Origin of the sequence: Pantoea sp. BR_17 (genome assembly GCF_041955125.1) — a bacterium.
GTDB classification, from domain to species: Bacteria; Pseudomonadota; Gammaproteobacteria; order Enterobacterales; family Enterobacteriaceae; genus Pantoea; species Pantoea stewartii.
The window spans coordinates 44,248-70,890 of the sequence record NZ_JAVAXT010000005.1 but is presented as its reverse complement, the minus strand read 5'-3'; the positions used below and the strand labels follow the sequence as shown (position 1 = coordinate 70,890).

Sequence of the window (26,643 nt, the reverse complement as noted above, 5' to 3'; positions counted from 1 at the left end):
GGAGTGAAAGAGTGTCCGCTAATCCTACGCTGATCGCACAGATCAGTGACTTACATATTAAAGCGCAGGGGCGTTTGTCTTATAAGAAAGTCGATACGCACACGGCGTTACTGCGGGCCATCGCCACGCTGAATGCACTGCAACCGCGTCCTGACGTGGTCGTGATTACCGGTGACCTGGTGGATTTCGGCACCGCCGCAGAGTACCAGACGCTGCGCCAGGCGCTGGAGAGGCTGGAACGGCCCTTTTACCTGATGGCAGGTAATCATGACGACCGCCAGGCCCTGCGGGCCGCGTTTCCCGATCACACTTATCTGCAACAGGGCCCGACGCTCAACTGGCGGCTTATCGTCAGGGACGTCCAGCTACTGGCGCTGGATTCCAGCGTGCCGCACCAGCCATGGGGTGAACTTGATGATCGGCAGCTTCGCTGGCTGGATGACGCACTCACTGCGTCACCAGACATGCCCACATTGGTGATGCTGCACCATCCGCCGTTTGTCTGCGGTATTGATCACATGGACCGTCAGCGATTACGTCAGCCCGAAGCACTGGCGGCGATTATTGCCCGCCATCCCCAGGTTGAACGGGTGCTGTGTGGGCATGTACATCGGGCTGTTCAGACGCGGTTTGCCGGCACGCTGGCCTGTATTGCGCCCGGCGTTTCTCACCAGGTTGCGCTGGATCTGCAACCGGATGGCCCGGCCAATTTTGTGCTGGAACCGGCGGGGTTTTTGCTGCATCGCTGGCAGCGGGAGCAGGGCATGACCACCCACCAGTGCGCAATCGGCGACTACGACGGCCCCTGGCCCTTCTATGACGAAAACGGTTTAATCGATTAAATGCGCGTCAGGGCGATTTTTTGAACTGTACTGTGCTTAAGCCTGCTCAAAATGTCCTACAGCGTGTAGACTTACAGGCTGTAGAACCGCGATATGATAAAAACAACAGAGCCAGGCACAGCACAATGAATTTTCGCACTGTGGCGTCAACGCCATGTTAATGAATTTCCGTCCAAGAGCTGACTTACGCACGCTTATTGCGCTGCTGGTCATCATCAGCATCGTTATCACCCTGGCCAATAATTTATATGCCACATGGCGCGTGCAGCGCATGGTGCTGATCGACAGTACGCTGGAAGCCAACCGCGCCTACGCGGCTAAGCTGGCCTCGACCAGTGAGGTTTTTTTTCGTCTGGCGCAGTCACAGTTGCACTTTAGTGCCAATGTACTGGGAAAGGATTTCGATAACGAAGAACTGTTAAAAACGGAAGTGAATCGCCTGCGCGAGCAGACGGACAGTTTTAACTCGGTGGCCGTCGTGGATGAAAACGGTACGGTGCGGGCCATCTCGCCGGAGTCGCTGACCCTGACCGGCATGCATCTGACCAGTGATGCGTCACGTGAAGCGCTGCAAACCCGGCAGCCCATGATCAGCAAGCCCACGGTTTCCGCCGCCAATAACCTGCTTATCTTTGTCTCATGGCCCATCTGGAACAGTCAGGGACACTATCTCGGTTATGTCGGCGGCACCATTTACCTGAAAAAGAAAAGCATTCTGAATGCCCTGCTGGGTGAACAGTTTTACCGGGACGGCACCAGCGTCTTTGTGCTCGACAGCAATAATCAGGTGCTCTATCACCAGAACCGGCAACTGGTTGGCAAAACCATACCGCCGCTGTTGAGCGACCGTGAACGGCAGGAAAAAGATAACGGTTCACTGGTGTTAACAGAAACCGACAAACCCACCCGGCTGGCGGGCTATGCCATCGTTCCGACCACGGGCTGGATGGTCGTGGCGCTAAAACCGGTAGACGCGACGCTGCAACCGCTGTCGGGTCTGATACTTAAAGTCCTTAAACACTCGGTTCCCTTCGCGCTTCTGACCTTGCTGGTGGCGGTGATTCTGGCCCGGATGATCGCTATGCCGCTCTGGCAACTGGCCCGCAAAGCCAGCAAGATTGATGGTCAGAGCGCCACCAACGATATCGGCGGCATTCATGCCTGGTATTTTGAGGCGGCGCAGGTGAAACGTGCCCTGCTGACCGGTATCGGGCTGGTGCAGGATAAGATTGGCCGTCTGAGTTCTGAGGCACAAACCGATCCGCTGACTCAGCTCCTCAACCGACGTGGCCTGAATGCCGTGCTCGATTATTTCCAGACGCTGCAACAGCCTTTTGCCGTGCTGGCACTGGATATCGATCATTTCAAAAACGTTAACGATAACTGGGGCCATGACGTCGGCGACCGGGTGATCCAGCAGGTGGCCAGAACGCTCCAGCAAAGCGCCAGAAAGCAGGATATTGTCAGCCGTAACGGCGGGGAAGAGTTCCTGATGCTGTTACCGGATACCAGTCTGGCCGACGCCGAGGCCATCGCTGAGCGCATACGTCTGAGCATCGCAGGCGAGGCGGTGGAAAATGTCGGCAATATCACGCTCTCAATTGGCGTGGCCGAATGGAGTGCACGCCGCGTGCCGCTGGAAACCAGTCTGAAGCGTGCCGACGATGCGCTCTATCAGGCCAAAAACGCAGGACGTAACTGCACTGTCGTCGCGAAATAGCGCGAAAGCGGCGCACCCTTTTCATCGTCTGAAGGCAGAAACGATGCCCGATGCAGCAGGGCTGCGCTCAGGAATTGATATGTTCCCGGCAGTAGCGTCGCTTCCAGCTGGCGGGCGTTAAGCCCGTTAGCTTGCGAAAAATCTGGCGAAAGTATCCGACATCATTAAAGCCACACTGACGCGCCACATCGGTTAACGAGAGGGAATCCCCGGTCAGCAATTTTTCTGCCATGACGATACGCTGGCGGTGAATGGCTTCCGTCAGCGTTAAGCGGAAAACGCGCCGGTAAACCCGCCCAAGGTAATCTGCATTACAGTGCAGCGTTTTCGCCAGACCCGAGGTGGACAGGGGCAAATGATACTGCGTGCGAATCAGCTGATTCGCCTTCCAGGCCAGATCGGCACCGGGGCTGTCAACGGTGTTTTCTTGCATGGCCGGGACGGTAAGCTGCTGCAGGATAAGCAGTAAAATACACTCCAGCGCCACGCTACGGTGAATATTCTGCTGTTCACTGAGAAACTGCCGGAACAGGGCAATGACATAAGCCGGATCGCCTACGCGCGTATGTTGAGGAAGGTGCAGCAGGCTCTGGTGTAACGTTGTCTGCGGTACAGGATGTTTCAACCAGTCGAAATGCAGCCAGTAAAATTTCAGATCAGGCGGAAATACGCCTTCTCCCACATGCCAGTGCCCGGGCCTGAGCAGTAAACTTTCTCCCGCCGTCACGCGAAACAGCACGTCGTCCTCACGGATAGTGAGTTGCCCACGCTCAACGAAAATAATTTCCCAGGAGGTCAGTCTGCGCGCCGGATGTGACCCTGTCCCGCGCGAAATAAACAGACCGCCGTTTTGCACCCGAACCGGAAACGCGATGGATAAGTCGAACATCATGATGCCTTTTCCCGCTGCTGATAGCGTTTTTTAGACTCTTCTCCCTGATTATTAACTAAAAATAGCCGCCGTGTCTGATCAAGCTCACAGTTTAACGCTCAGGTCGGAATCCTCCCTTTTTTATACTTTTTCGTTCTCTTGTGGGTTAGCCGATTCCTGACAGAATACATCGGGTAAGGCGCCAAAACACCGATAAGCCCGTTATAAAGCGGGCAACCCTCTCTGTCCTGCATGAGGAAGACTTTATGACGTCTACGACACTTGAACAGAACACACTGGCGCAGTCGAACACACAGCAGATACTGTCCCTGCGTGAAAAAATCGGCTACGGACTGGGTGACGCTGGTGGCACCGTCATTACCTGCCTGATAACGAATTTTCTAACCTTTTTCTATACCGATGTGTTTGGCTTAACGCCAGCGCTGGTCGGTACGCTGTTTATGGTGCTGCGCATTTTTGATGCGATATCAGATCCGGTGATGGGCGTGATAGCGGACCGCACGCACAGCCGATGGGGCCGCTTTCGTCCCTGGCAACTGTGGATAGCCCTGCCTGTCGGAATTATTGGCACGCTGACTTTCACCGCGCCCGCGCTTAGCATGGACATGAAAATGGTCTGGGCCTTTGCGACCTATCTGCTGCTCTCACTCAGCTATACCGCCATCAATGTGCCCTATTGCGCGCTGATTAACACCATGACGACGCGCCACTCGGAAGTGTTGTCCTGTCAGTCCTGGCGCTTTGTATTGTGTGGTGTGGCTGGCTTTCTGGTCTCAGTAGGGCTGCCGTGGCTGGTCGCTGAACTGGGAAAAGGAAACGCGGTGCTCGGCTATCGCGCAGGGGTCGGGATCCTGTGCGGACTGGCGGTGGTGATGTTTCTGTGCTGTTTCTTTTGGGTGCGTGAGCGCGTACCGCTGGATACGTTAGGCAAGTTCACCCTGCGGGAACATCTGGCCGGGTTACGCAAAAACGATCAGTTGTTACTGATGCTGCTGATGTCTTTTTTGCTGATTAACGTCTTCAACATCCGCGGCGGCGGCTACATGTACTTCATTACCTATGTCCTTCAGGGAAGCACGGCCTATACCTCCCTGTTTTTTACCATGGTGACCTTAGCCTCCATTTTGGGCTCGTTCATCGTGAATCCGCTTTCCAGACGCATTGATACCGTCCGGCTTTACTTCTGGACCAATATCGTGCTGGCGGCGGTGGCGCTGTGCATGTGGTTTCTGCCGGTTGGGCCGGCGTGGCAGAGTCTCTGGCTGGTGGTCATTCTGAGTAATGGTGTCATTCTTGGGTTTACCCTGCCGCTGCACTTCGCCCTGATGGCCTTTGCCGATGACTATGGCGAGTGGAAAAACGGCGTCCGGTCATCGGGCATGAATTTCGCCTTTAACCTGTTCTTTATCAAGCTGGCATGGGCATCCAGTGCCGTCATCATCAGCCTGCTGTTTATTGCGGTGGCCTATAAACCGGGCACAGGCAATCAAACCCCGGCTTCGCTGCATGCGATTACCGCCATGGAAACGCTGTTACCGGCCCTCTTTCACCTGCTGCTGGCCTTTGCCGTCCGTGCCTGCAAGCTGACTAACCCGATGATGACGCAGATTTCGCATGACCTGCGTATTCGCCATGTCCAGTCTTAAGGAGAGCATGATGTCTGTAAATGAAGTCGATCTGCATAAGCTCCAGATTCACGATCCGTTTCTTGGTCAGTATCAGCATCTGGTGCGGGACGTGGTGATCCCTTATCAATGGGCCGCGCTTAACGATCGTGTTGACGACGCCGAACCGAGCCATGCCATAGCCAATTTCCGCATTGCGGCGCGCCAGCAGACGGGCGAATTCTATGGGATGGTGTTCCAGGACAGCGACGTGGCAAAGTGGCTGGAAGCCGTGGCCTGGTCACTGTGCCAGAAGCCGGATGCTGAGCTGGAGAAGACCGCCGATGAGGTCATAGAGCTGGTCGCGGCGGCGCAATGTGAGGATGGCTATCTCAACACCTACTTTACGGTAAAAGCCCCGCAGGATCGCTGGACAAATCTGGCCGAGTGTCATGAGCTCTACTGCGCCGGACATATGATTGAGGCGGGCGTAGCGTTTTTTCAGGCCACCGGCAAACGACGACTGCTGGCGGTGGTGTGCAAACTCGCCGATCACATCGACAGCGTGTTTGGCCCCGGCGAGCAGCAGCTGCACGGTTATCCTGGTCACCCGGAGATCGAACTGGCGCTGATGCGGCTGTATGACGTGACCCAGGAGCCGCGCTACATGGCGCTGGCCGACTATTTTATCACGCAGCGGGGAACGCAGCCGCACTTCTATGATGATGAGTACCAGAAGCGTGGTCAGACGTCGTACTGGCACACCTATGGGCCCGCGTGGATGATCAAGGACAAGGCTTACAGCCAGGCGCACCAACCTCTTGCGGAACAGCAGCAGGCGGTGGGGCACGCCGTGCGCTTTGTCTATCTGATGACCGGTATCGCGCACCTCGCACGGCTGAGCCAGGATGAATCGAAACGACAGGACTGTCTGCGTCTGTGGCACAACATGGCGCAGCGACAGCTCTATATTACCGGTGGCATCGGTTCGCAGAGCAGCGGTGAAGCGTTCAGTAGCGATTACGACTTACCGAACGATACGGTTTATGCCGAAAGCTGTGCCTCGATTGGGCTGATGATGTTTGCCCGTCGCATGCTGGAAATGGAGGCGGACAGCCAGTACGCCGATGTCATGGAGCGCGCCCTGTATAACACAGTGCTGGGTGGTATGGCGCTGGACGGAAAACATTTCTTTTACGTCAATCCGCTGGAAGTTCATCCGAAAAGCCTGCCTTTTAATCATATTTACGATCATGTGAAACCGGTTCGTCAGCGCTGGTTCGGCTGCGCCTGCTGCCCACCCAATATCGCCCGTTTGCTGACCTCTCTCGGCCATTATATTTATACGCCGCGCGAGGATGCGCTGTTTATCAATCTCTATATTGGTAACTGGGTCGAGATCCCGGTTGGCAATCAAACGTTGGGCCTGCGGATCAGCGGTAATCTTCCCTGGCAAGAAACCGTCACGATCACCATCGATTCCACCCAGCCTGTGAACCATACGCTGGCCTTGCGCCTGCCCGACTGGTGTGCGTCGCCGCAGATAACCTGTAACGGGACGGAAGTGAACGAGGCGGCGCGCAAAGGTTACCTGTATCTGACCCGTCACTGGCAGGAAGGCGATACGGTAACGTTAACCCTGCCCATGCCGGTGCGCCGGGTTTACGGCAATCCGCTGGTGCGCCATGTGGCGGGCAAGGTGGCCGTTCAGCGCGGGCCCTTGATCTATTGCCTGGAACAGGCGGATAACGGCGAGCAGTTACATAATCTGTGGCTGCCTGCGTCGGCGACATTCCGTACCTTTGCAGGGAAGGGGGTCTTTGCGCACAAGGTGCTGATTCAGGCGGAAGGGATCAGAAAAGCGGTGCGTGAACCTGAGCAACAGCTGCTGTGGCATTACGATCAGGCACCTGCGCTGGCGCAACCCCAGACCTTAACCTTTATTCCCTGGTTCTGTTGGGCCAATCGCGGAGAAGGGGAGATGCGTATCTGGGTGAATGAGGCCTAACGGCGTCATCTCTGCCAGCAGCCGGGCCCGGTGCCCGGTCTGAATTGCCGCAGGCGCGATCTGATTCGTAGCGTCTGCGGTGTTCAACGGTCTGCCGCCAGCGGCGAGGATTTTTCGTCAGCGCGGTTTTCGCGCCTTTTCAGCCCCCAAATATCCGGTACAATCGTGGCCCCTTATGACGTCATGGACCCAACGGCATGCTGGCTTTATTGATTCAATGGTACAAACGCCGTTTTAGCGACCCACAGGCGATTGGCCTGCTGGTGATTCTGCTGGCGGGATTTTGCATTCTGTTCTTCCTGAGTGGCCTGCTGGCACCGTTGCTGGTGGCCGTGGTTCTTGCTTATCTGCTTGAGTGGCCAACCGTGCGCCTGCAACGTATTGGCTGCACGCGCAGCTGGGCCACCAGCATTGTGTTGGTGCTGTTTGCCGGCATCCTGCTGGTGTTAGTGCTGATCGTCGCGCCTGTGGCGTGGCAGCAGGGCATTAACCTGACGCGGGATCTGCCTAACATGCTCAACAAGCTCTATCTCTACGCGGCCGGTTTGCCCCGACGTTTCCCGGCGCTGGTCGATGCCGGCATTATTGATGTGATTGTCGAAAACCTGCGTGGTCGTCTGAGCGGCGTGGGCGACTCACTGGTGAAGTACTCACTGGCCTCGCTGGTCGGGTTGATGACGCTGATGATTTATCTGGTGCTGGTGCCCCTGATGGTGTTCTTTCTGCTGAAAGACAAAGACCAGATGCTGAACGCCGTACGACGTGTTCTGCCGCGAAACCGTGGTCTGGCCGCCGAGGTGTGGCAGGAAATGAATCAGCAAATCACCAACTATATTCGTGGCAAGGTGCTGGAGATGATCGTCGTCGGCATCGCCAGCTGGCTGGCGTTTCTGTATCTCGGTCTCAACTATTCTCTTTTGCTGGCGGTGCTGGTGGGCATATCGGTCCTGATTCCCTATATTGGCGCCATGCTGGTAACGATACCGGTCATTGGCGTCGCCCTGTTTCAGTGGGGGCTGGGCACCGAATTCTGGACATTGCTGACCGTCTACCTGGTCATCCAGGCGCTGGACGGCAATGTGTTAGTTCCGGTGTTGTTCTCCGAAGCGGTTAATTTGCATCCGCTGGTGATTATATTATCCGTAGTGATCTTTGGTGGGTTATGGGGCTTCTGGGGCGTATTTTTTGCGATTCCGCTCGCCACGCTGGTGAAGGCGGTGGTGCACGCCTGGCCGGATGCCACGCTTGACGAAACGCTGAGTCGGTAAACAATCAGGGCGCGGTTTTCACCGCGCCCTGAGAGGCTCATGCAGACTTAAGATAGTCCATCACGATGTCGTGGTGATTGGACGTTTTGAAATCGTCGAACACTTTTTCAATCTTGCCGTTGGCATCGACCAGGAAACTGATGCGGTGGATGCCGTCGTAGGTTTTACCCATAAAGGTTTTTTCACCCCAGACGCCAAACTGCTGGCATACCTGGTGATCTTCGTCCGACAGCAGCGTGAAGTTAAGCAGCTCTTTTTCTGCAAAACGTGACAGCTTTTCCGGTTTATCCGTACTGATTCCCAGGACTTCAACGCCCGCCTTTTTTAGCTCATCCATGTTGTCACGCAGACCACATGCCTGAACAGTACAGCCTGGCGTCATGGCTTTAGGGTAAAAGTAGACCAGAACGCGCTGACCCTGGAAGTCGGCTAAATTCACTTGTTCGCCATCCTGATCGGGCAAGCTAAATTTCGGTGCGGTATCACCGGCTTTCAGTGGATTCATCACATCTCTCCATTTTTTCGGTTCATGCTGTGGTTAATACACCATGAGGCGAGAAACAGCCAAATGGAAAATTATCAATTTCAGACGGTTTCCTCACCTGACCGTACTTTTAACGTAGCAGAACAGTCTGCGAGGCGCTCGTCTTTACCTGCCGGGTACAACCAGTTCGTGGGTGTCCGCATCGCTCAGACTGTAAAGCCGTAACGAACCCTCTGCATTCAGTTCCTGACATAACGCATTAAACGCCAGTTCAAATGCCGGGCCGTCGCTGCGCGTCGGGCTGTGTGCCGTCATCTGAATATAGAGTGTGGCGGGTTTGCCGTGTTGAGCAGGCTGAATACGTGAAACCAGTTCCGCAATGTTCATCTGGTGCTTATCGGTGAGATCCGTAAAGCGCTCAATGATATGCGGTGAGTCAGCTACCTCGACCTGGATAAAGGCCGTGTCGGGCATCGGTGGGCGTGCGGTAGCGTGCGTACGCTTCATCACGATCAGCAGTTCCAGCTCTGCGCCTTTGAGCGGGAGCGTGGACTCAATCAGCGTGATCGCGTTCCAGCTGCCGGACAGCAGCATAATGAATGTGAATTCATCCCCAAGCATGGCAAGGCGACTGTCTTCGATGTTGCAACCGCAACTGCTGACGTGGCGAGTAATCGTATTAACGATACCCGGACGGTCAACACCCAGAGCGGTGATCACCAAGTGATGGGGTTGAGATTGCGACAAAATAGGATTCCCTGTGCATTTGCTAATAACCATAAGGTAAACATAAAAAAAACTGCTGACAAGCGCGGGAATAGCGGAGCTTGCTTGCTTTTCCCTAAGTGTAAACCGTACCATGAAGCACTTGTTTGTCGAGGGGATCGCCAATGTTTACGGGAAGTATTGTTGCACTCGTTACGCCGATGGATGACAAAGGTAATGTCTGCCGTGCGAGTTTGAAAAAACTGATTGATTACCATGTCGCCAGCGGTACTGCGGCGATCGTTTCCGTCGGCACCACCGGCGAATCAGCCACCCTGAGCCATGAAGAACATGGTGATGTGGTGCTGCAAACCCTGGATTTGGCGGATGGGCGTATTCCCGTGATTGCCGGCACCGGCGCCAATGCGACAGCGGAAGGCATCTCGCTGACCAAACGATTTGAAAATTCAGGCGTTGTTGGCTGCCTGACGGTCACACCTTACTATAATCGCCCTACCCAGGAAGGCTTATACCAGCACTTTAAAGCGATTGCCGAGAGCACCAGCCTGCCGCAGATGCTGTATAACGTCCCTTCCCGTACCGGTTGTGATATGTTGCCGGAAACCGTTGCCCGCCTCGCTGAAATCAAAAATATTATCGGAATCAAAGAGGCAACCGGGAACTTATCGCGTGTCAGCCAGATCCAAGAGCTGGTTGATGATGCGTTCATCCTGGTGAGTGGCGACGACGCCAGCGCACTGGACTTTATGCAACTGGGCGGTAACGGCGTCATTTCGGTGACGGCAAACGTAGCAGCACGCGAAATGGCCGAACTGTGCAAACTGGCACAGCAGGGCAATTTCGTTGAAGCTCGCCGTCTGAATCAGCGTCTGATGCACCTGCATCAGACGCTTTTCTGTGAACCTAATCCAATCCCGGTTAAATGGGCGGCAAAACAGCTAGGATTAATCGCTAATGACACGCTGCGTCTGCCAATGACGCCACTGACGGCGGTTGCACAGCCAAAAGTGGAGCAGGCGCTGGTGAAAGCGGGTTTGCGATAATTTAGGGAGTGTGAATGAATTACTCAGTAAAGCGGTCAACGATTGCAACGGTGGTGGGGCTTTCCACCCTGATGCTGTTGTCGGCCTGTTCGAACGATCAGCGTTATAAGCGCCAGGTCAGCGGTGATGAATCTTACCTGCAGGCCAGCGGGCTGCGTGAGTTAAAAGCGCCGCCGGGCATGATTCTGCCTGTTCAGAACGGCGAATACGATATCCCACCGTCAACCAGTCAGGCACCGGTTGGCAAGCAGCTGGATATCCGTCCACCGGCACAGCCGCTGGCCTTGATGAACGGCTCACGCGCGCAGTTCAGCAATAACACCGGCGCACTGATTTTCGACAACAACCGTGGATCAATTTGGTCGCAGGTTGTGGGCGTTGTGCAGGCGAAAAACTTCCCGATTGCGTCGCGCAATGACGCCGGACAGCAGCTGACCACCGACTGGGTGCAGTGGAACCGCGCAGATGAAGACAAGCAATATCGCGGGCGTTACCAGATCAGTGTGAAATCACAGAGCTATCAGCAGGTGCTGACCGTGCGTCTGCTGGAACTGCAGCAGGAAGGCACTAACATCACCTCGCCAGAGCAGATCCAACGCTATACCGCGCAGATGCTGAATGAGATTGCGGCGGGCATGGACAAGGTTGCCACGGCGAATGAAAACGCCGCAGCGGGCCGCGTGAACGGTGCGATTGATGTGCAGAGTGCAGCGGATGATACCGGCCTGCCTATGCTGGTATTACGTACGCCGTTCAACGTCGCCTGGCAGCGCCTGCCTGCGGCAATGAAACGCGTCGGAATGGACGTCACGGACACGACCCGTTCAACCGGCAGCATGAAGGTGACCTACAAAGCGCCGGGCAGCAGCACCTGGGACAGCCTTGGCGCCAAAGATCCTGAACTGCCAAACGGCGATTACAAGGTTCAGGTTGGCGATCTCGATAACCGAACCAGTCTGCAATTCATTGATCCTAAAGGCCATGTGCTGACGCAGGCGCAAAATGATGCGCTGGTGTCGGTGTTCCAGGCCGCAATGAACAAATAAAATTACCCCAGGCCGGAGATTCTCCGGCCTTTTTATTTTGTTTTTTGGCATAATAGCGCACGTCGAGGTAATCGATTGCGTCACGGCAATCGACCTGAATATGTTGCCTCAGAACCGGATCTTTCATGTTTGGAGTTAATAAGATGCAAAAGCGAGCTGAGTTGTATCGCGGTAAAGCGAAAACCGTATACAGCACCGATAACCCGGATCTGCTGATACTTGAGTTCCGCAACGATACATCAGCAGGCGATGGTGCCCGCATCGAGCAGTTTGATCGCAAAGGCATGGTCAACAATAAGTTCAACCATTTCATCATGACGAAGCTGCAGGAAGCGGGCATTCCGACGCAGATGGAAGCCCTGCTGTCGGATAACGAAGCGCTGGTGAAAAAGCTTGAGATGGTACCGGTAGAATGCGTCGTTCGTAACCGCGCAGCGGGTTCGCTGGTTAAGCGCCTGGGAGTTGAAGAGGGCATGGTCCTGAATCCCCCGCTGTTCGACCTGTTCCTGAAGGATGACGAGAAGCATGACCCGATGGTCAACGAATCCTACTGCGAAACCTTTGGCTGGGTCAGTAAAGAAAACCTGGCGCGGATGCGAGAGCTGACGTACAAGGCGAACGACGTACTGAGCAAACTGTTTGATGATGCCGGGCTGATCCTGGTGGACTTCAAGCTGGAGTTTGGCCTGTTTAAAGGCGAGGTCGTGCTGGGTGATGAATTCTCCCCGGACGGTGCGCGCCTGTGGGACAAAGAAACGCTGGATAAAATGGACAAAGACCGCTTCCGTCAGAGCCTGGGTGGCCTGATTGAAGCTTACGAAGCGGTGGCCCGTCGCCTGGGCGTGAAGCTGGACTGAGTCTGCCCTTCGTCTGTCGACAAAAGGAGAGCGCGGGCTCTCCTTTTTCATTTTGGTGGAAAGCTGGTGATTGCGGCCTCACACAACTAAAATCATGCCATCTGCATAACAGGCCACAGGGAGCAAAACATGCGCTGGCAAGGACGTCGCGAAAGCGACAATGTTGAAGACCGCCGTAATCAGTCATCGGGCATGGGAGGAGGACGCATTCCTCTGCCACGCGGTAAAGCGGGCATTATCATGCTGATTCTGGTCGCCGTCGCGGGGTATTACGGTTATGACCTGACGCCTTTGCTGACGGGCGGCGAGGCGACGCCGGGCAACCAACAGCAGCAGCAACAGCGCAGCGCCGATCCCCATCAGGATGAAGCGGCCAAATTTACCTCGGTCATTCTGGCGACGACCGAAGATACCTGGGACAAGCTGTTCAGACAAATGCATAAGCAGTACACGCCACCCAAACTGGTAATGTATCGCGGTGCCACGCGCACCGGCTGCGGGACCGGGCAGTCGGTTATGGGACCGTTTTATTGCCCGGCAGACCAGACCGTCTACATCGATCTTTCGTTCTATGACGAAATGAAACACAAACTGGGCGCAGGCGGTGATTTTGCGCAGGGTTATGTAATTGCACACGAAGTCGGCCACCATGTGCAGAAGCTGCTGGGCATTGAGCCCCGTGTACGCCAGATGCAGCAGGGCGCCAGTCAAAGCCAGATCAATCAGCTGTCCGTTAAAATGGAACTTCAGGCCGACTGCTTTGCCGGCGTCTGGGGCCACTATATGGAACAGGAGAAGATCCTTGAGGTGGGCGATTTGCAGGAAGCCCTGAATGCCGCCGAAGCTATTGGCGACGATCGCCTGCAGCAGAAAAGTCAGGGGCGCGTGGTGCCCGACAGCTTTACCCATGGTACATCGCAACAGCGCTATACCTGGTTTAAGCGTGGCTTTGACACCGGCAATCCTGGCCAGTGCGATACCTTCGCCGGTAAAGGATGACGCTGGCGGCCGCCAGCCGCGCGATGGCGTCGGCGGGCATACGGCGCGTAGCCGTTATCAGTGGTGATGCTGACTACAGCCTGACGATGGCTGCGCGCTGGTTCGACGCACTGGCGGGCGACTGGCTGTGTCTGAGTGACGTCCCTCTCGGCCCCGGCCCGCATTGTGTGCCAGCGGCGTTCCGTACCTTACTGGGGCGTGAGTTTCATCATGCCGTTTTCGATGCCCGATCGGGCTTTCATGCCGAGGCATTCGCCGCGCTGGCGGGCACGCTGACGGCTGGCAGCTGGCTGCTGCTGTTAGTGCCGCCGTGGCGACAGTGGCCACAGCAACCCGACGCGGACAGCCTGCGTTGGGCCGACGTCAGCGAACCCATTGCCACACCTCACTTTATCCGCCATCTGCAACGCCTGATCGAACAGGATGCGCAGGGACTCTTACTGCGGCAGCCGTCGCCACTTAACGTGCCCGACTGGCCAGCCTTACCGGAATGGCACAGCCAGGCAACCGTCCAGCAGCAGACAATCTTATGTCAGCTGAACGGCCTTTCTGCAGGCGTGGCGGTCCTGACCGCTGCACGCGGCAGAGGGAAATCGGCTCTGGCCGGGATGCTCGCCCGCCAGAACACACGTTGCCTTATTACCGCCCCGGCAAAAGTGGCTACGGGCGTCCTGTCTGCCTTCGCGGGTGAGCACTACCGCTTTATGGCGCCCGATGCCATTCTGGCTCTGGAAACCGTGCCAGACGTTGACTGGCTTATTGTCGATGAGGCGGCGGCGATTCCCGCACCGCTGCTGCATGCGCTGGTAGCGCGTTTTCGTCGCGTGTTGCTGGTAACGACCATTCAGGGTTATGAAGGCAGCGGACGTGGCTTTATGCTGAAGTTTTGTGCGGCGCTGGAGCAGGTGCGCCATTTTACGCTGGATGAACCGCTGCGCTGGGCGCGCAACGATCCGCTGGAAAACTGGCTGAATCAGGCGCTACTGTTTGAAGAAACGCCCGATATGCCCCCTGCGAAAGTGGGCGGTCCGCGTCGGGCGGAACGCACGGATATGCCCGCCTTTCGGGCGGCTTATCAGCTGCTTACCAGCGCTCATTATCGCACCTCGCCGCTGGATTTACGCCGCCTGCTGGATGCGCCAGGTATGCACCTGTGGCTGGCGGGCACTGTCCCGGCATTGCAGGGCGCGCTCTGGCTGGTGGAAGAGGGCGGACTGAGCGAGGCGTTAGCTCAGGCAGTATGGGCGGGCCACAGACGGCCGCGCGGCAATCTGGTGGCGCAGTCACTGGCGGCCCATGCCGGTTTCACCGACGCCGCCACGCTGCGGGCTTTACGTATCAGCCGGATTGCCGTGGCACCCCGCGGACGCCGTCAGGGAACCGGCAGGCAACTGGTCACGGCGGCCTGCGCGGCGGCGACCGGATACGACTATATCTCGGTGAGTTTCGGCTACACTGAAGCGTTGTGGGCGTTTTGGCGCGCCTGTGGCTTTACGTTAGCGCGCATTGGCAGCCAGCGCGAAGCCAGCAGTGGTTGCTATGCCGCGATGGCGCTGCTGGGACTGACGTCGTCCGGCAGGCAGTTGCAGCAGAAAGCGGCGCAGCAACTGGCGCGGGACTGGTCATTTCTCAGCGCACATATACCACTGGCATTGCCCCTGTCCGCAGCCGATGACTGCGCGTTTACCCCGTTTGATGCCCGGCTCGCAGCCGGGTTCGCCTGGGCACAACGCCCGTTTGAAGCAAGTCTGGCGGTGCTCCAGCGTCTGGTCATTGTCAGCCCGGCTCCGTTACGCCTTCTCAGGCAGGCCGTCAGGGCCGACACCAATCTGTCCCGGCTGGCGCAGACCGCGCAGCTAAACGGACGCAAGGCGTTAATCACCGCACTGCGCGCGGAAGCCGCAGAAGCACTTCTGGCGTTGCAAAGCATTGATGGCGAAGGGTTTCGTCAGCAATTGCAATAAATCCACCAACTCGTTCAAATATTCCCAATATGATCCTGCGCCAGGGCGCGTAGAGTAGTAGCAGGAGGTCGATATGACACTGAGATATGTAATTGTTCAGCAACCCCCAAAAGTTGCCCAGCTGTTTTTGCTTTACCATGCCGTGGGTGATAACCCTGACGCCATGGGGGAAATTGGCAGCTGGTTTGCGAAAACCTTCCCTGCGGCGCTGGTCGTGTCGGTGGGATCGCCAGGGCCTGGCGGTCAATGGTTTAGTGAGGCCGGACTTCATGATAAAAGCGAGCAGCAGTGCGTTAACGCCAGTATGCCGCAGTTTGTTGAGTCCGTTCGTCACTGGCAGCAGCAGAGCGGCATAAGGCCGGAAGCCACGGCGCTGGTCGGGTTTTCACAGGGCGGAAGCATGGTGCTGGAGGGCATCAAAGCGCACAACGATCTGGCGGGACGCGCAGTGGTGTTCAGCGGACGTTTTATTACCCTGCCGGAGAGCGCCAGCACCCGCACGACGGTGCATCTGATTCATGGCGATTATGATGACCGCGTGCCACTGGCACATGCTCATCAGGCCGAACAGCGTTTAACCGCACTTGGCGGTGACGTCACGCTGAATGTTGTGGACGATCTGGCCCACGCCATCGACCACCGCAGCATGAATTTTGCCCTGCATCATCTGCAGTACACGGTGCCGAAACGCTACTTTGACGAGGCGTTGGGCGGGGCTAAACCCGGCGATGATGATGTGATTATGACAATGTAACCGGGCACGCCCTCGCGACCGCGAGGGCGCAAACGCGTTATTTCTTCTTCGGCCAGTCTTCGTCGTCATCCCATTTGTCGTTGAAATCACGATGAGGCGGGAGATCGGACTTGTTATCCATAAACTTTTTGTGATCGATGCGTTTCAAATCCTTATACACATTCATCAGCACACCGACCATCAGCAGGACCACCAGGATCCACCAGTAATCTTTAATAAACTCCACAGGCCTGCTCCCTTCCTCGCTGTCAGGCGATCAATTGTTCCATGATGCGTTGATACATCCGGCTCAGCATCTGCAAATCCGATGCTTTCACGCACTCGTTGATTTTGTGAATCGTGGCATTCACAGGCCCCAGTTCGACCACCTGCGACCCCATGCGGGCAATAAAACGCCCATCAGAGGTGCCACCAGACGTCTGCAACTGCGGCTTAATTTCATTATAGTGCGTAACGGCGTTGACTACGGCATCCACCAGTTTACCGCGTGACGTCAGGAAGGGCTGACCGGAGAGCTTCCATTCAATGGTGTAGCGCAACTGATGGCGATCCAGCAGTTCTGCCACACGTTGCTGGATCAGGCTGTCGGTGAGTTCGGTACTGAAGCGGAAATTGAACTGCACGAACAGTTCACCGGGGATCACGTTATTGCTGCCGGTGCCTGCCTGGATATTGGCGATCTGCATACTGGTGGCCGGAAAGAACGCGTTGCCCTGATCCCATTCGGTTGCCACCAGTTCATTCAGCGCGGGCATCGCGCGGTGTACCGGATTATCGGCAAGCTGTGGGTAGGCCACATGGCCCTGTACCCCATGTACCGTCAGGTTAGCCGTAATCGAGCCACGGCGGCCGTTTTTCACGACGTCGCCCACGATTTCGCTGCTGGAGGGTTCGCCGACCAGGCAATAATCCAGACGTTCGTTACGCGCCATCAGCCGCTCGACCACTTTGACCGTGCCGTTGGTGCCGCTGGCTTCTTCGTCAGAGGTAATCAGAAACGCCAGTCGCCCTTTATGGTGAGGATTGACTGCGACAAAACGTTCTGCGGCAACCACCATGGCGGCCAGCGAGCCTTTCATGTCGGCAGCACCACGACCAAACAACATGCCGTCGCGAATGGTCGGCTCAAATGGCGGATTGATCCAGCGGCTGGCGTCACCCGGTGGCACCACATCGGTATGACCAGCAAAGGCCAGGGTTTCCCCTTCACCGCGCGTAGCCCAGAAGTTCAGCGTGTCGTCGATGTTCATGGTTTCGATGTGGAAGCCGATTGCCTGCAGGCGGGCAATCAGCAGCGCCTGGCATCCGGCGTCATCGGGGCTGAGAGAGGGACGACGAATAAGCTGCTGCGTCAGCTCAATGACCGGACAAAACATATTATGACTTCTCCTGAAGAAGATTCTGGTAAAGGGTTTCACTGAAACCCAGCAGCAAGGTGCCATCGGCGGTGCACAGCACAGGGCGCTTAATGATTGCGGGCTGCGCCAGCATCAACGCTTTGGCGCTGGCGGCATCCGTAATGCTGTCACGCTCGGATTCGGGCAGCTTGCGCCAGGTGGTACCGCGCGTATTCAGCAGGTCCTGATAACCGAGGGCATCGATAAACTGCTGGAGCTGTTCGTCGGTCAGGCCGTCAGCCCGGTAATCATGAAAGCGATAATCCACGCCGGCCGACTCTAAAAAACGCCGTGCTTTTTTGATTGTGTCGCAATTTTTAATGCCAAACATGACCCATTGCCCGCTCATCGCCTACTCCTGTCCCGTAAAAATGCGCTGAGCAGTTTACCATAGTGTGATCTTATGCAGCATCCGCCAGCGGCGCTCCGCATCGAATAAAATACGTAAACAGACAGCCCTGAGGTGTACGTAAACGGTTTCAGTTTGAGCGCTAATGATTTCCTGGTTTATCACTTCTCCTTTAAGAATTTCCTTAAATGCCATTTTTAGGCTACGTCCTGGTTAAGCACCCCGCGAAACCTGTCAGGCTAAGGCTTTGCTGAAATGTGCGTCAGCCAGCAAATCAGAAAAGACTCAGCTTTTTTGCGTCTTTGCCGATAGTACTAACAGGTGTAAACGTATTCACCAGGCGAAAAAAAAGGCGTAATATTGCCACTACAATAAGAGAGGGTTCTATGATTGACACCGAAATGGGGAACTGGAAAGAATTTATCGAAGCGATGTTACGTAACAAGTAACACGTGACGAGAAAAGCAGGGCACTTTCCCCTCTGCTGTAGTTCTTACCACACACAGAAATAAAACGGCCGCTGTTTCCAGAGGCCGTTTTTTTTGCCTGTCTGGTTCGCCAGACAGGCGGGCAGGTTAGTCGGGATGTTTCTCTTTCAGCGGGAAACGACGACGCACCAGCACAAAGAACAGCGGTACAAACAGGATGGCTAACAGCGTGGCGGAAATCATTCCCCCCATCACACCGGTGCCCACAGAGTGCTGACTGCCTGATCCTGCGCCGCTACTGATCGCCATTGGCAGGACGCCGAAGATAAAGGCCAGTGAAGTCATCAGGATCGGGCGCAGACGCTGGCGTGAAGCCGCAAGCGTGGATTCAATCAGCTCGCCGCCCTTGCTGTTAAGCTCGTTGGCGAACTCGACAATCAGGATGGCGTTCTTCGCCGAAAGCCCGACAACGGTCAGCAGGCCGACCTGGAAATAGACGTCGTTTTCCAGCCCGCGCGTCCAGGTGGCGATCAGGGCGCCGACCACACCGAGCGGCACAACCAGCATCACAGAGAATGGAATCGACCAGCTCTCATACAGGGCCGCCAGACAGAGGAACACGACCAGCAGCGAAACGGCGTACAGCGCCGGAGCCTGAGAGCCGGACAACCGCTCCTGATACGACGCACCCGTCCACTGGAAGCCCACACCGAGCGGCAGGGATTCAACCAGCTTCTCCATTTCGTTCATCGCGGTACCGCTACTCACGCCCTCTGCGGCTTCTCCCACGATCTCCAGTGAGGCGTAACCGTTATAGCGTTCCAGACGCGGCGAGCCCGTTTCCCAGCGGCTGGTGGCAAAGGCGGAGAAGGGCACCATGGTGCCACTGCTGTTACGCACGTACCATTTGTCGATATCATCGGGCAGCATGCGATAGGGCGCATCAGCCTGCACATACACTTTTTTTACCCGCCCCCGATCCAGAAAGTCGTTCACGTAGCTTGAGCCCCAGGCGGTGGCGAGCGTGTCGTTAATGGTATCCAGCGACACGCCCAGCGCCTGCGCTTTACGCTCATCAATATCAATTTGCAACTGTGGGCTGTCATCAAGGCCGTTATGACGGACACGGGACAGAAGCGTATCTTTGCTGGCTTTGTCCAGTAGCATGTCGCGCATGGCCATGAGCTTGTCATGCCCGATGCCGCCATGATCCTGTATCTCCAGGTCGAAGCCCGATGAGCTACCCAACCCGGTAATGGCCGGCGGGCTGCTCGCAATGACCATGGCCTCATTGATGTGTTTAAAGGCTTTACCCGCGCGCTTAATGATGGCGAACGAGGTACGATCGGCACCTGGTCTGTCACCCCAGTCTTTCAAACGGATAAACAGACGCGCGACGTTTTGTCCATTCCCGCCGGGACCTGAACCGATCGTTGAGAAGACCGACAGCACGTTATCTTTCTCTTTCGTCAGGTAGTATTTTTCCACTTTGGCCACCACCGCCGAGGTCTGATCCATGCTGGAACCGGCGGGCAACTGGACCTGCGTCAAAATCATGCCGCGATCTTCCTGTGGCAAAAACGACGAAGGCAGGTGAAGAAACAGAAACGCCATGACGCCAATTATCCCCACATAAAGCAGCAGCCAGCGGCCGCCTGTGTGCAGGATGCGGGCAACGCCACGCTCATAGCGATCGGCATTGCGGTTGAAATGATAGTTAAACCAGCGGAAGAAGCCGCGCTCGCCGTGGTGTTCACCTTTGGCGATGGGTTTGAGCAGCGTGGCACACAGGGCTGGCGTCAGGATCATTGCGACCAGCACGGACAGGATCATGGCGGAGACAATCGTCACCGAAAACTGGCGGTAGATGGCGCCGACGGTGCCGCCAAAAAAGGCCATGGGAATAAAGACGGCGGACAGCACCAGCGCAATCCCCACCAGCGCGCCCTGAATTTGCCCCATTGATTTTCGGGTGGCTGCGCGCGGCGAGATCCCTTCCTCGCTCATGATACGTTCGACGTTTTCGACGACCACAATGGCATCGTCCACCAGCAGGCCTATCGCCAGCACCATGGCGAACATGGTCAGGGTGTTGATGCTGTAGCCGAAGGCAAAGATCACACAGAAAGTGCCAAGCAGCACCACCGGCACGGCGATGGTAGGGATTAACGTGGCCCGGAAGTTCTGCATAAACAGATACATCACGCCAAATACCAGCAGAATGGCTTCCAGCAGGGTTTTGACCACATCGGTGATTGAGGCTTTGACAAAAGGCGTGGTTTCATAAGCGATCTTCGCTTCCAGCCCATGCGGAAAATAGTGTGATAACTCATCCAGACGTGCCCGCACCAGCTTATCCGTGTTCATCTCGTTGGCACCGGAGGCCAGTTTGATACCCAGTCCGGAGGCGGCCTGGCCATTGTAGCGGCTGAGGGAATCGTATTTTTCAGCGCCGAGTGCCACCGTTGCGACATCGCCCAGCGTGACCACGGAGCCATCGGGATTATTCTTCAGGGTAATCGCTTTAAACTGGTCGGGCGTTTGCAGCATCGACTGCGCGTTCACCGTGGCGTTCAGCGCCTGATTATTGACTGCCGGCAAACCGCCCACCTGGCCGACGGCCACCTGAGTGTTCTGGGATTTGATGGCATTCACCACATCATCGGTGGTCAGGGCATAGGCGGTCAGCTTGTAGGGATCGAGCCAGATGCGCATGGCATATTGGGTGCCGTAGGCATCCACTTCACCGACACCATCAATTCGGCTTATGGGATCCTGAATATTACTGGCGACATAATCAGCAATATCTTGTTTGTTCATGCTGCCGTCAGTGGAGACAAATGCCACCATCAAAATATTGCTGTCACCGGTTTTATTGACGGTCACACCTTGTGACTGCACCGGTTGAGGTAACTGGCGCAGGGCTGCCTGTAACTGATTCTGGACCTGCTGACGGGCTTCGTCGGGATTGGTGCCGGCAGTAAAGGTGAGGGTGATTTGCGCCTGGCCGGTATTGCTGCTGTTCGAGGACATATACATCAGATTATCGATACCGGTCATATTCTGTTCGATAACCTGGGTAACGGTATTTTCCAGCGTTTGCGCCGAGGCACCTGGATAGGTCGCGGTTATACGCACGTTGGGCGGCGCTAAGTCGGGATATTGCTCAACGGGAAGCGAAATAATGGCGAGCGTGCCGCAAAGACACAATAAAATTGCCAAAACCCAGGCAAAAATAGGGCGGTCGATAAAGAAATTCGACATGGAATCGGCACTCCTCACTGCTTTTATTATTAATATGACCGATGCAGCGCGTAACGTACGAAAGTATTCCATGACATCACGCACGACCAGGCGACTACTTTACGTGCGGGCAGGGTTTGAAAAGTGGAGAAATTATAAAGAATGTGTAAATTGGCGCGCTTTTTCTCAACGATGTCGACGTTCAAGCCACAGGATGGTCGCCGCAACGCGTGAGCGAACCTCAAGTTTGCGCAGAATATTACGAAGATGTACCTTCACCGTCTCTTCTGAAATCTGCAAGGTATCAGCAACGGCTTTGTTGGACAGGCCTCGCGCCACTTCCTGAAGCACGTCGCGTTCGCGTTCGGTCAGCAAACGGAACGGATCGTCGCTGTTGTGACGCGTCGCGAGCGAATGCCGGACCGCCTCGCTAAAGACATTTTCGCCCTGTGTGGCCTGTACGATCTGGTTTAGCAGGATTTCCGGTTCACTGTCTTTCAGCAAATACCCATCGGCTCCCGCATCCACCATGGCGAAGATATCACTGCGCGCATCCGACACCGTCAGCACCAGTATCCGCGAGTGGATGCCTTCATGACGAAGCGCTTTCAGCGTGTCCAGGCCCGACATCCCTTTCATATTCAGGTCGAGCAGGATGACGTCCGGTGTCAGGCGACGGGCCTCAGCCAGTGCTTCGGTGCCGTTGCTGGCTTCCGCGACGACCTGAAGCGTCGGGTCGAGCGCCAGTAACTGCCGAATACCGCGACGCATAAGCGGATGGTCGTCCACAATCATGATTGTTAAAGTCGGTTGTTTCATGTTTTCTCCCTGTCACCTGACGCTGCAGGTTGTCGCATGGGCAATGCGGTTCGTCAAGCGGCGGCTGCAGCGACCCTCTGTGGTGCTGTCATTGTAAAGATTAACCCGATGGCCTGCCGTTGATCTGCCACATGCCCTGTGATGCGAGATGCAATAAAAGTAAAGCCGTGTTACGTGCGGCTAGTCAATCTCTGATGCCGGACGCGGTGGAAAGCGCAACACAATCTGTGTTCCACACGGCTGCGAACGAATGTCTAACTGGCCAGACAAGCATGCTGCGCGCTCGGTCATGGTGATGAAACCATAATGCCCCGGAGGTTCTTCTGTGCTGATCATGCCCGTGCCGTCATCAGTGATTGTCAGTGAATGCTCACCTGTATCCGTGATCTGGTAGTCGACGGTAATCAAACGGGCATTCGCATGGCGAATGGCATTCAGGACGGCTTCCCGGGCAATTTGCAGGACGTGGACCTGTTGCCGGGCATCCAGTTGCTGCAGGCCTGGCTGGCAGGTCAACCGGATATCAGCGACAGTCTGAGACTGAAGCGGCGCAATCATCACGTGCAGAGCAGCCTCCAGATCGGCCTTTTCGATCGTCAGACGAAAGGTCGCCAGCAGTTCGCGTAGCTGGCGGTAAGCCTCTGCCAGTTCGCGATCAAAATCTGCAATGATCGCCTGTGCCGACTGATCGGAGGCGGACAGGCTGCGCCGAAGCTGCATCAGCTGTATCCGTAGGTAAGTCAGTGACTGCGCCAGCGAGTCGTGCAGTTCACGTGCAATCGTGGCGCGCTCCTCAATCAGCAGCATTTGCTGGTACTGCTTCTGGGTTTGCCAGATCCAGATCGACCGTCCCAGCATCGCGGCCAGGCTGCCCATTAACGCGGCGGAAGGGGCCATGCCGCCGGTTTGCCAGCGCAGCGTGCCAACACGTTGATCGTCCTGTTTCAGCGGTAAATGCTGCCAGGCCAGCGCGGGATCGTGCTGGCCCGCCTCACAGGTAAACTGCTCGCCCTGAAGCTGAATGAAGGCAATATTCTCTTTGCCGACGATGCGGTTCAGCACATCATCGAAAAGCGCCGGTTGCAGCGAACGGCTGGTCAGGATTTGTGAGCTTTCATAGAGTAAGGAGAGCGTATGATTCGCCTGGGTTAAGTCCCGGGTTTTGTCGCGGACCCGTTGTTCCAGTTGCTGATAATGGCACTGTAATTGTGCAGCCATGCTGCTGAAAGTCTGTGACAGGACTTTCAGCTCGTTCTGCTGCTGCACATGCAGGGGCGGAAAGGCAAAATTGCCGCTTTCCACATAGCGGCTGGCTCTGACCAGTGCATTGAGGGGTTTAACGACCTGCTGGCGGGTAAAGCGGATCGTCATCAGAGCGAGCGCAACAATGGCGATCACGCCCGTCAGGCTGCTGATGGCCACGACGCGCATTTTCAGTTCGGCGTAGCGCTGTAGCGCCAGTACGAAGCGGTTAATTTCGTCAACGTAGTTGGGCATTTGTTGCCGCCAGGCATCTGACGCGTTCGCCTGCAGATGCTGTGCCAGACCGGGCCAGCCTTCGCGTAAACGCTGATAGTGATTAATAACCTTGCGCGGCACCCAGGGGCGATCGAGTTCCTGTAACACGGCGGCATCAAGCGTTTGTTGATATTGCGCCAGGTGCGCCGTCAGCAGATGCGGATCTGCTCTGGCATCCCAGGCCAGGCGGTAACTTTGCATTCGCAGCGATCCGGCCAGATTAATGGCTTCCGCATCGCGCAGGCTACTGGAAAGCGTCAGCAGCGCCAGGCCGGTCGTCAGTAACGCCAGCAAGACAATCCACGTTAACGACAGCGCGATACTTCTGGTAACAGAGCGTTTAACAATCACGACAATAACACCTTTACTGACAGGGAATCATAAGAGCGGTGCCAGAGACACCCGACGACTTATTACAAAATGCCCGAAAACAGCGGCGCTGTGTACGCAAACTCACCCCCGTTGACGTTTCCCAGGAATGTCCACTTACGAATGAACATTACTGCCATAGCTTTACACCTTGCCCATGTTGGCTTTCATTGCCTCGCTAATACTCAACACCATGTTTTACTCAGTGACCCACGCAAGTTCAGGAGGAAGTATGAAACGATTACCTGTGTACCTTAGCGCTGCTCTGTTGGCCACTGCTTCATTTTCTACTCTTGCTGCCACGGCAGTGGACCGGCAGGAAGCCCAGGGGCTGCAACGTATCGGCAGCGTCTCGGTGACAAATGTGAACGGCTCTCTGGATGATGTCACCCGCCAGCTTTCGCAGGAGGCCAAATCAGAAGGTGCCCGCCATTTCCGTGTCATCGGGGTTGATAACCCCGGCGACTCCAGCCTGTGGACCGGCACTGCCGAAATTTACCGCTAAACCCCTCTGTTACCTTCCCTGTAGCCCTTACCGGTCGCCTGTCGGCCGGTTTTTTTGTGATCTCAGAAAAGTTTTTTACAAATCGTCCGGCTTATCTCCTCGGTATATTTTGCTTCGATGTTGCATAACGGTTAGGATTCATCGCCGTAAATTCCCGCGCTGCTTTTCGTTAACTCACAGGCAAACGCACAGAGGAAGAAAACCCATTTCGCACTGCTAAACGCAATCGTTTGGATGCGCGATGACTTATGGTCAGGACAAACAGGAAGGCTATGAAATCTACGAAGAAAACCGCAGCAGACATGCGCGCTGCGAAACGACGCTGGCTCAATTCCCACGACTCCGGCTATAAGAAAGCCATGGGTAATCGTCACGTACAGATGATCGCTATCGGTGGCGCAATTGGTACAGGTCTGTTCCTGGGCGCAGGTGCCCGCTTACAGGCTGCGGGTCCCGCTCTGGCGGTAATCTATCTGGTCTGTGGCATTTTCTCCTTCTTCATTCTGCGCGCGCTGGGCGAACTGGTTTTACACCGTCCCAGCAGTGGAAGCTTTGTTTCCTATGCACGCGAGTTTATGGGTGAAAAAGCCTCCTATGTGGCAGGCTGGATGTATTTTGTTAACTGGGCCATGACCGGGATTGTCGATATCACCGCCGTGGCACTGTATATGCACTACTGGGGCGCGTTTGGCGATGTCCCACAATGGGTGTTTGCCCTGGGCGCGCTGGCGATTGTCGGTACCATGAACATGATCGGCGTAAAGTGGTTTGCCGAAATGGAGTTCTGGTTCGCGTTAGTCAAGGTGCTGGCGATAGTGATATTTCTGGTGGTCGGCGTGGTGTTCCTGGGCAGCGGTAAACCGCTGGACGGCAATGCAACAGGTTTCCACCTGGTCACGGATAACGGCGGCCTGTTCCCGCACGGCCTGTTACCGGCGCTGGTGCTGGTGCAGGGGGTGGTCTTTGCCTTCGCTTCGATCGAACTGGTGGGTACGGCCGCAGGTGAGTGTAAAGATCCGGAAACCATGCTGCCGAAAGCGATCAACAGCGTAATCTGGCGTATCGGTTTGTTCTATGTCGGTTCCGTGGTGCTGCTGGTGCTGTTACTGCCGTGGAATGCCTATCAGGCCGGGCAAAGTCCGTTTGTGACCTTCTTCTCTAAACTGGGCGTGCCGTATATCGGCAGCATCATGAATATCGTGGTCCTCAGCGCCGCGCTGTCCAGTCTGAACTCCGGTCTGTACTCGACAGGCCGTATTCTGCGCTCCATGTCGATGGGCGGCTCAGCACCGAAATTCATGTCAAAAATGAGCAGCCAGCAGGTGCCTTATGCCGGGATTCTGGTTACCGTTTGCGTCTATGTTGTCGGCGTAATACTCAACTACTATGTGCCGTCACAGGTATTCGAGATTGTCCTGAACGTCGCGTCACTGGGGATCATTTCGTCCTGGGGCTTTATCGTGCTGTGCCAGCTGCGTCTGCGCAAAGCTATTAAAGAAGGCAAGGCCGACGACGTCAGCTTTAAGCTGCCGGGCGCACCTTTCACTTCCTGGCTGACGCTGCTGTTCCTGTTCAGTGTGCTGGTCTTAATGGCGTTTGACTATCCAAACGGCACGTACACTATTGCCTCTATTCCGCTGATTGCGGTGATTCTGGTTCTGGGCTGGTTTGGTGTGCGTAAGCGCGTTAACGAAATTGCCGCCACGGAGCACGAGCATCACGAGCACGATGGCAAATCATCCTGACGGTGATCTTGCCTGAGATATCAATGCCAGCCTGCGTGCTGGCATTTTTTTTTCGGTGTTTCG

Annotated in this window: 23 protein-coding genes; 14 read left to right on the top strand and 9 right to left on the bottom strand. The window is 55.9% G+C overall.

Going from position 1 to position 26,643, the window contains the following annotated elements; genetic code table 11:
* The first annotated feature begins 11 nt into the window (after positions 1 to 11).
* A complete protein-coding gene (locus tag RAC60_RS09915; RefSeq protein WP_039339921.1) occupies positions 12 to 842 on the top strand; it encodes a phosphodiesterase in 831 nt (276 codons plus the stop codon).
* A gap of 154 nt (positions 843 to 996) precedes the next feature.
* On the top strand, positions 997 to 2,562 hold the full coding sequence (locus tag RAC60_RS09910; protein WP_033740847.1) for a sensor domain-containing diguanylate cyclase: 1,566 nt from the start codon (positions 997 to 999) through the stop codon (positions 2,560 to 2,562).
* Between the two features lie 67 nt (positions 2,563 to 2,629).
* Here RAC60_RS09910 and RAC60_RS09905 read toward each other — a convergent pair whose 3' ends face one another.
* Entirely contained in the window at positions 2,630 to 3,451 is an 822-nt protein-coding gene (locus RAC60_RS09905) for an AraC family transcriptional regulator (protein WP_039339919.1), read from the bottom strand.
* A 248-nt stretch (positions 3,452 to 3,699) separates the two neighbouring features.
* On the opposite strand from RAC60_RS09905, the gene RAC60_RS09900 reads away from it, so the two are divergent.
* The 3 genes from RAC60_RS09900 to RAC60_RS09890 all read left to right on the top strand — a co-directional run bounded on the left by RAC60_RS09900 (position 3,700) and on the right by RAC60_RS09890 (position 8,334).
* Entirely contained in the window at positions 3,700 to 5,100 is a 1,401-nt protein-coding gene (locus RAC60_RS09900; protein WP_367143782.1) for an MFS transporter, read from the top strand.
* 10 nt (positions 5,101 to 5,110) lie between these two features.
* Entirely contained in the window at positions 5,111 to 7,066 is a 1,956-nt protein-coding gene (locus RAC60_RS09895; protein WP_375093652.1) for a glycoside hydrolase family 127 protein, read from the top strand.
* Positions 7,067 to 7,263: 197 nt separating this feature from the next.
* Complete coding sequence (locus RAC60_RS09890; RefSeq protein ID WP_006120437.1) at positions 7,264 to 8,334, top strand: AI-2E family transporter; 1,071 nt, start codon at positions 7,264 to 7,266, stop codon at positions 8,332 to 8,334.
* A gap of 37 nt (positions 8,335 to 8,371) precedes the next feature.
* Here RAC60_RS09890 and bcp read toward each other — a convergent pair whose 3' ends face one another.
* Both bcp and RAC60_RS09880 read right to left on the bottom strand, forming a co-directional pair.
* Positions 8,372 to 8,839, bottom strand: a complete 468-nt coding sequence (bcp, locus tag RAC60_RS09885) for a thioredoxin-dependent thiol peroxidase (RefSeq protein ID WP_006120436.1) — start codon at positions 8,837 to 8,839, stop codon at positions 8,372 to 8,374.
* A gap of 144 nt (positions 8,840 to 8,983) precedes the next feature.
* A complete protein-coding gene (locus tag RAC60_RS09880) occupies positions 8,984 to 9,598 on the bottom strand; it encodes a glycine cleavage system transcriptional repressor (protein WP_375093515.1) in 615 nt (204 codons plus the stop codon).
* 110 nt (positions 9,599 to 9,708) lie between these two features.
* On the opposite strand from RAC60_RS09880, the gene dapA reads away from it, so the two are divergent.
* From dapA to ypfH, 6 genes are all read left to right on the top strand, one after another.
* Entirely contained in the window at positions 9,709 to 10,587 is an 879-nt protein-coding gene (dapA, locus tag RAC60_RS09875) for a 4-hydroxy-tetrahydrodipicolinate synthase (protein WP_033740842.1), read from the top strand.
* A gap of 14 nt (positions 10,588 to 10,601) precedes the next feature.
* Complete coding sequence (gene bamC / locus RAC60_RS09870; RefSeq protein WP_033740841.1) at positions 10,602 to 11,633, top strand: outer membrane protein assembly factor BamC; 1,032 nt, start codon at positions 10,602 to 10,604, stop codon at positions 11,631 to 11,633.
* Positions 11,634 to 11,776: 143 nt separating this feature from the next.
* On the top strand, positions 11,777 to 12,490 hold the full coding sequence (gene purC / locus RAC60_RS09865) for a phosphoribosylaminoimidazolesuccinocarboxamide synthase (protein ID WP_033740988.1): 714 nt from the start codon (positions 11,777 to 11,779) through the stop codon (positions 12,488 to 12,490).
* Between the two features lie 129 nt (positions 12,491 to 12,619).
* Positions 12,620 to 13,489 carry a neutral zinc metallopeptidase gene (locus RAC60_RS09860; protein ID WP_039339910.1) on the top strand — a complete coding sequence of 290 codons (870 nt, stop codon included), beginning with the start codon at positions 12,620 to 12,622 and terminating at the stop codon, positions 13,487 to 13,489.
* On the top strand, positions 13,486 to 15,453 hold the full coding sequence (locus RAC60_RS09855) for a tRNA(Met) cytidine acetyltransferase TmcA (protein WP_375093513.1): 1,968 nt from the start codon (positions 13,486 to 13,488) through the stop codon (positions 15,451 to 15,453). Before RAC60_RS09860 ends, RAC60_RS09855 begins: the two co-directional genes overlap by 4 nt.
* 73 nt (positions 15,454 to 15,526) lie before the next feature.
* A complete protein-coding gene (gene ypfH / locus RAC60_RS09850) occupies positions 15,527 to 16,207 on the top strand; it encodes an esterase (protein WP_375093511.1) in 681 nt (226 codons plus the stop codon).
* Positions 16,208 to 16,244: 37 nt separating this feature from the next.
* On the opposite strand, the gene RAC60_RS09845 is transcribed toward ypfH, so the two are convergent.
* From RAC60_RS09845 to RAC60_RS09835, 3 genes are read right to left on the bottom strand one after another with little or no spacing between them, the layout of a single operon-like run.
* Entirely contained in the window at positions 16,245 to 16,433 is a 189-nt protein-coding gene (locus RAC60_RS09845; RefSeq protein WP_375093509.1) for a YpfN family protein, read from the bottom strand.
* Between the two features lie 22 nt (positions 16,434 to 16,455).
* A complete protein-coding gene (dapE, locus tag RAC60_RS09840; protein ID WP_006120418.1) occupies positions 16,456 to 17,583 on the bottom strand; it encodes a succinyl-diaminopimelate desuccinylase in 1,128 nt (375 codons plus the stop codon).
* Between the two features lies 1 nt (position 17,584).
* A complete protein-coding gene (locus RAC60_RS09835) occupies positions 17,585 to 17,953 on the bottom strand; it encodes an ArsC family reductase (RefSeq protein WP_375093507.1) in 369 nt (122 codons plus the stop codon).
* 386 nt (positions 17,954 to 18,339) lie between these two features.
* Between RAC60_RS09835 and ypfM the strand changes: the two genes are divergently transcribed.
* On the top strand, positions 18,340 to 18,402 hold the full coding sequence (ypfM, locus tag RAC60_RS09830; protein ID WP_139015967.1) for a protein YpfM: 63 nt from the start codon (positions 18,340 to 18,342) through the stop codon (positions 18,400 to 18,402).
* Between the two features lie 126 nt (positions 18,403 to 18,528).
* Here the strand turns inward: ypfM and acrD are convergent, their stop codons facing one another.
* The 3 genes from acrD to narQ form a co-directional block, all read right to left on the bottom strand.
* Positions 18,529 to 21,645 carry a multidrug efflux RND transporter permease AcrD gene (acrD, locus tag RAC60_RS09825; protein WP_172912867.1) on the bottom strand — a complete coding sequence of 1,039 codons (3,117 nt, stop codon included), beginning with the start codon at positions 21,643 to 21,645 and terminating at the stop codon, positions 18,529 to 18,531.
* A gap of 165 nt (positions 21,646 to 21,810) precedes the next feature.
* Positions 21,811 to 22,443 carry a response regulator gene (locus tag RAC60_RS09820; RefSeq protein ID WP_058701227.1) on the bottom strand — a complete coding sequence of 211 codons (633 nt, stop codon included), beginning with the start codon at positions 22,441 to 22,443 and terminating at the stop codon, positions 21,811 to 21,813.
* A 180-nt stretch (positions 22,444 to 22,623) separates the two neighbouring features.
* Positions 22,624 to 24,312: a nitrate/nitrite two-component system sensor histidine kinase NarQ gene (narQ, locus tag RAC60_RS09815; protein ID WP_375093505.1), complete on the bottom strand. Its 1,689-nt coding sequence runs from the start codon at positions 24,310 to 24,312 to the stop codon at positions 22,624 to 22,626.
* Between the two features lie 250 nt (positions 24,313 to 24,562).
* Between narQ and RAC60_RS09810 the strand changes: the two genes are divergently transcribed.
* Complete coding sequence (locus RAC60_RS09810) at positions 24,563 to 24,835, top strand: DUF1471 domain-containing protein (protein WP_006118378.1); 273 nt, start codon at positions 24,563 to 24,565, stop codon at positions 24,833 to 24,835.
* A 272-nt stretch (positions 24,836 to 25,107) separates the two neighbouring features.
* Positions 25,108 to 26,580, top strand: coding sequence for an L-asparagine permease (gene ansP / locus RAC60_RS09805; RefSeq protein WP_033740834.1), 1,473 nt, complete (start codon positions 25,108 to 25,110; stop codon positions 26,578 to 26,580).
* The last annotated feature ends 63 nt before the right edge of the window (positions 26,581 to 26,643 follow it).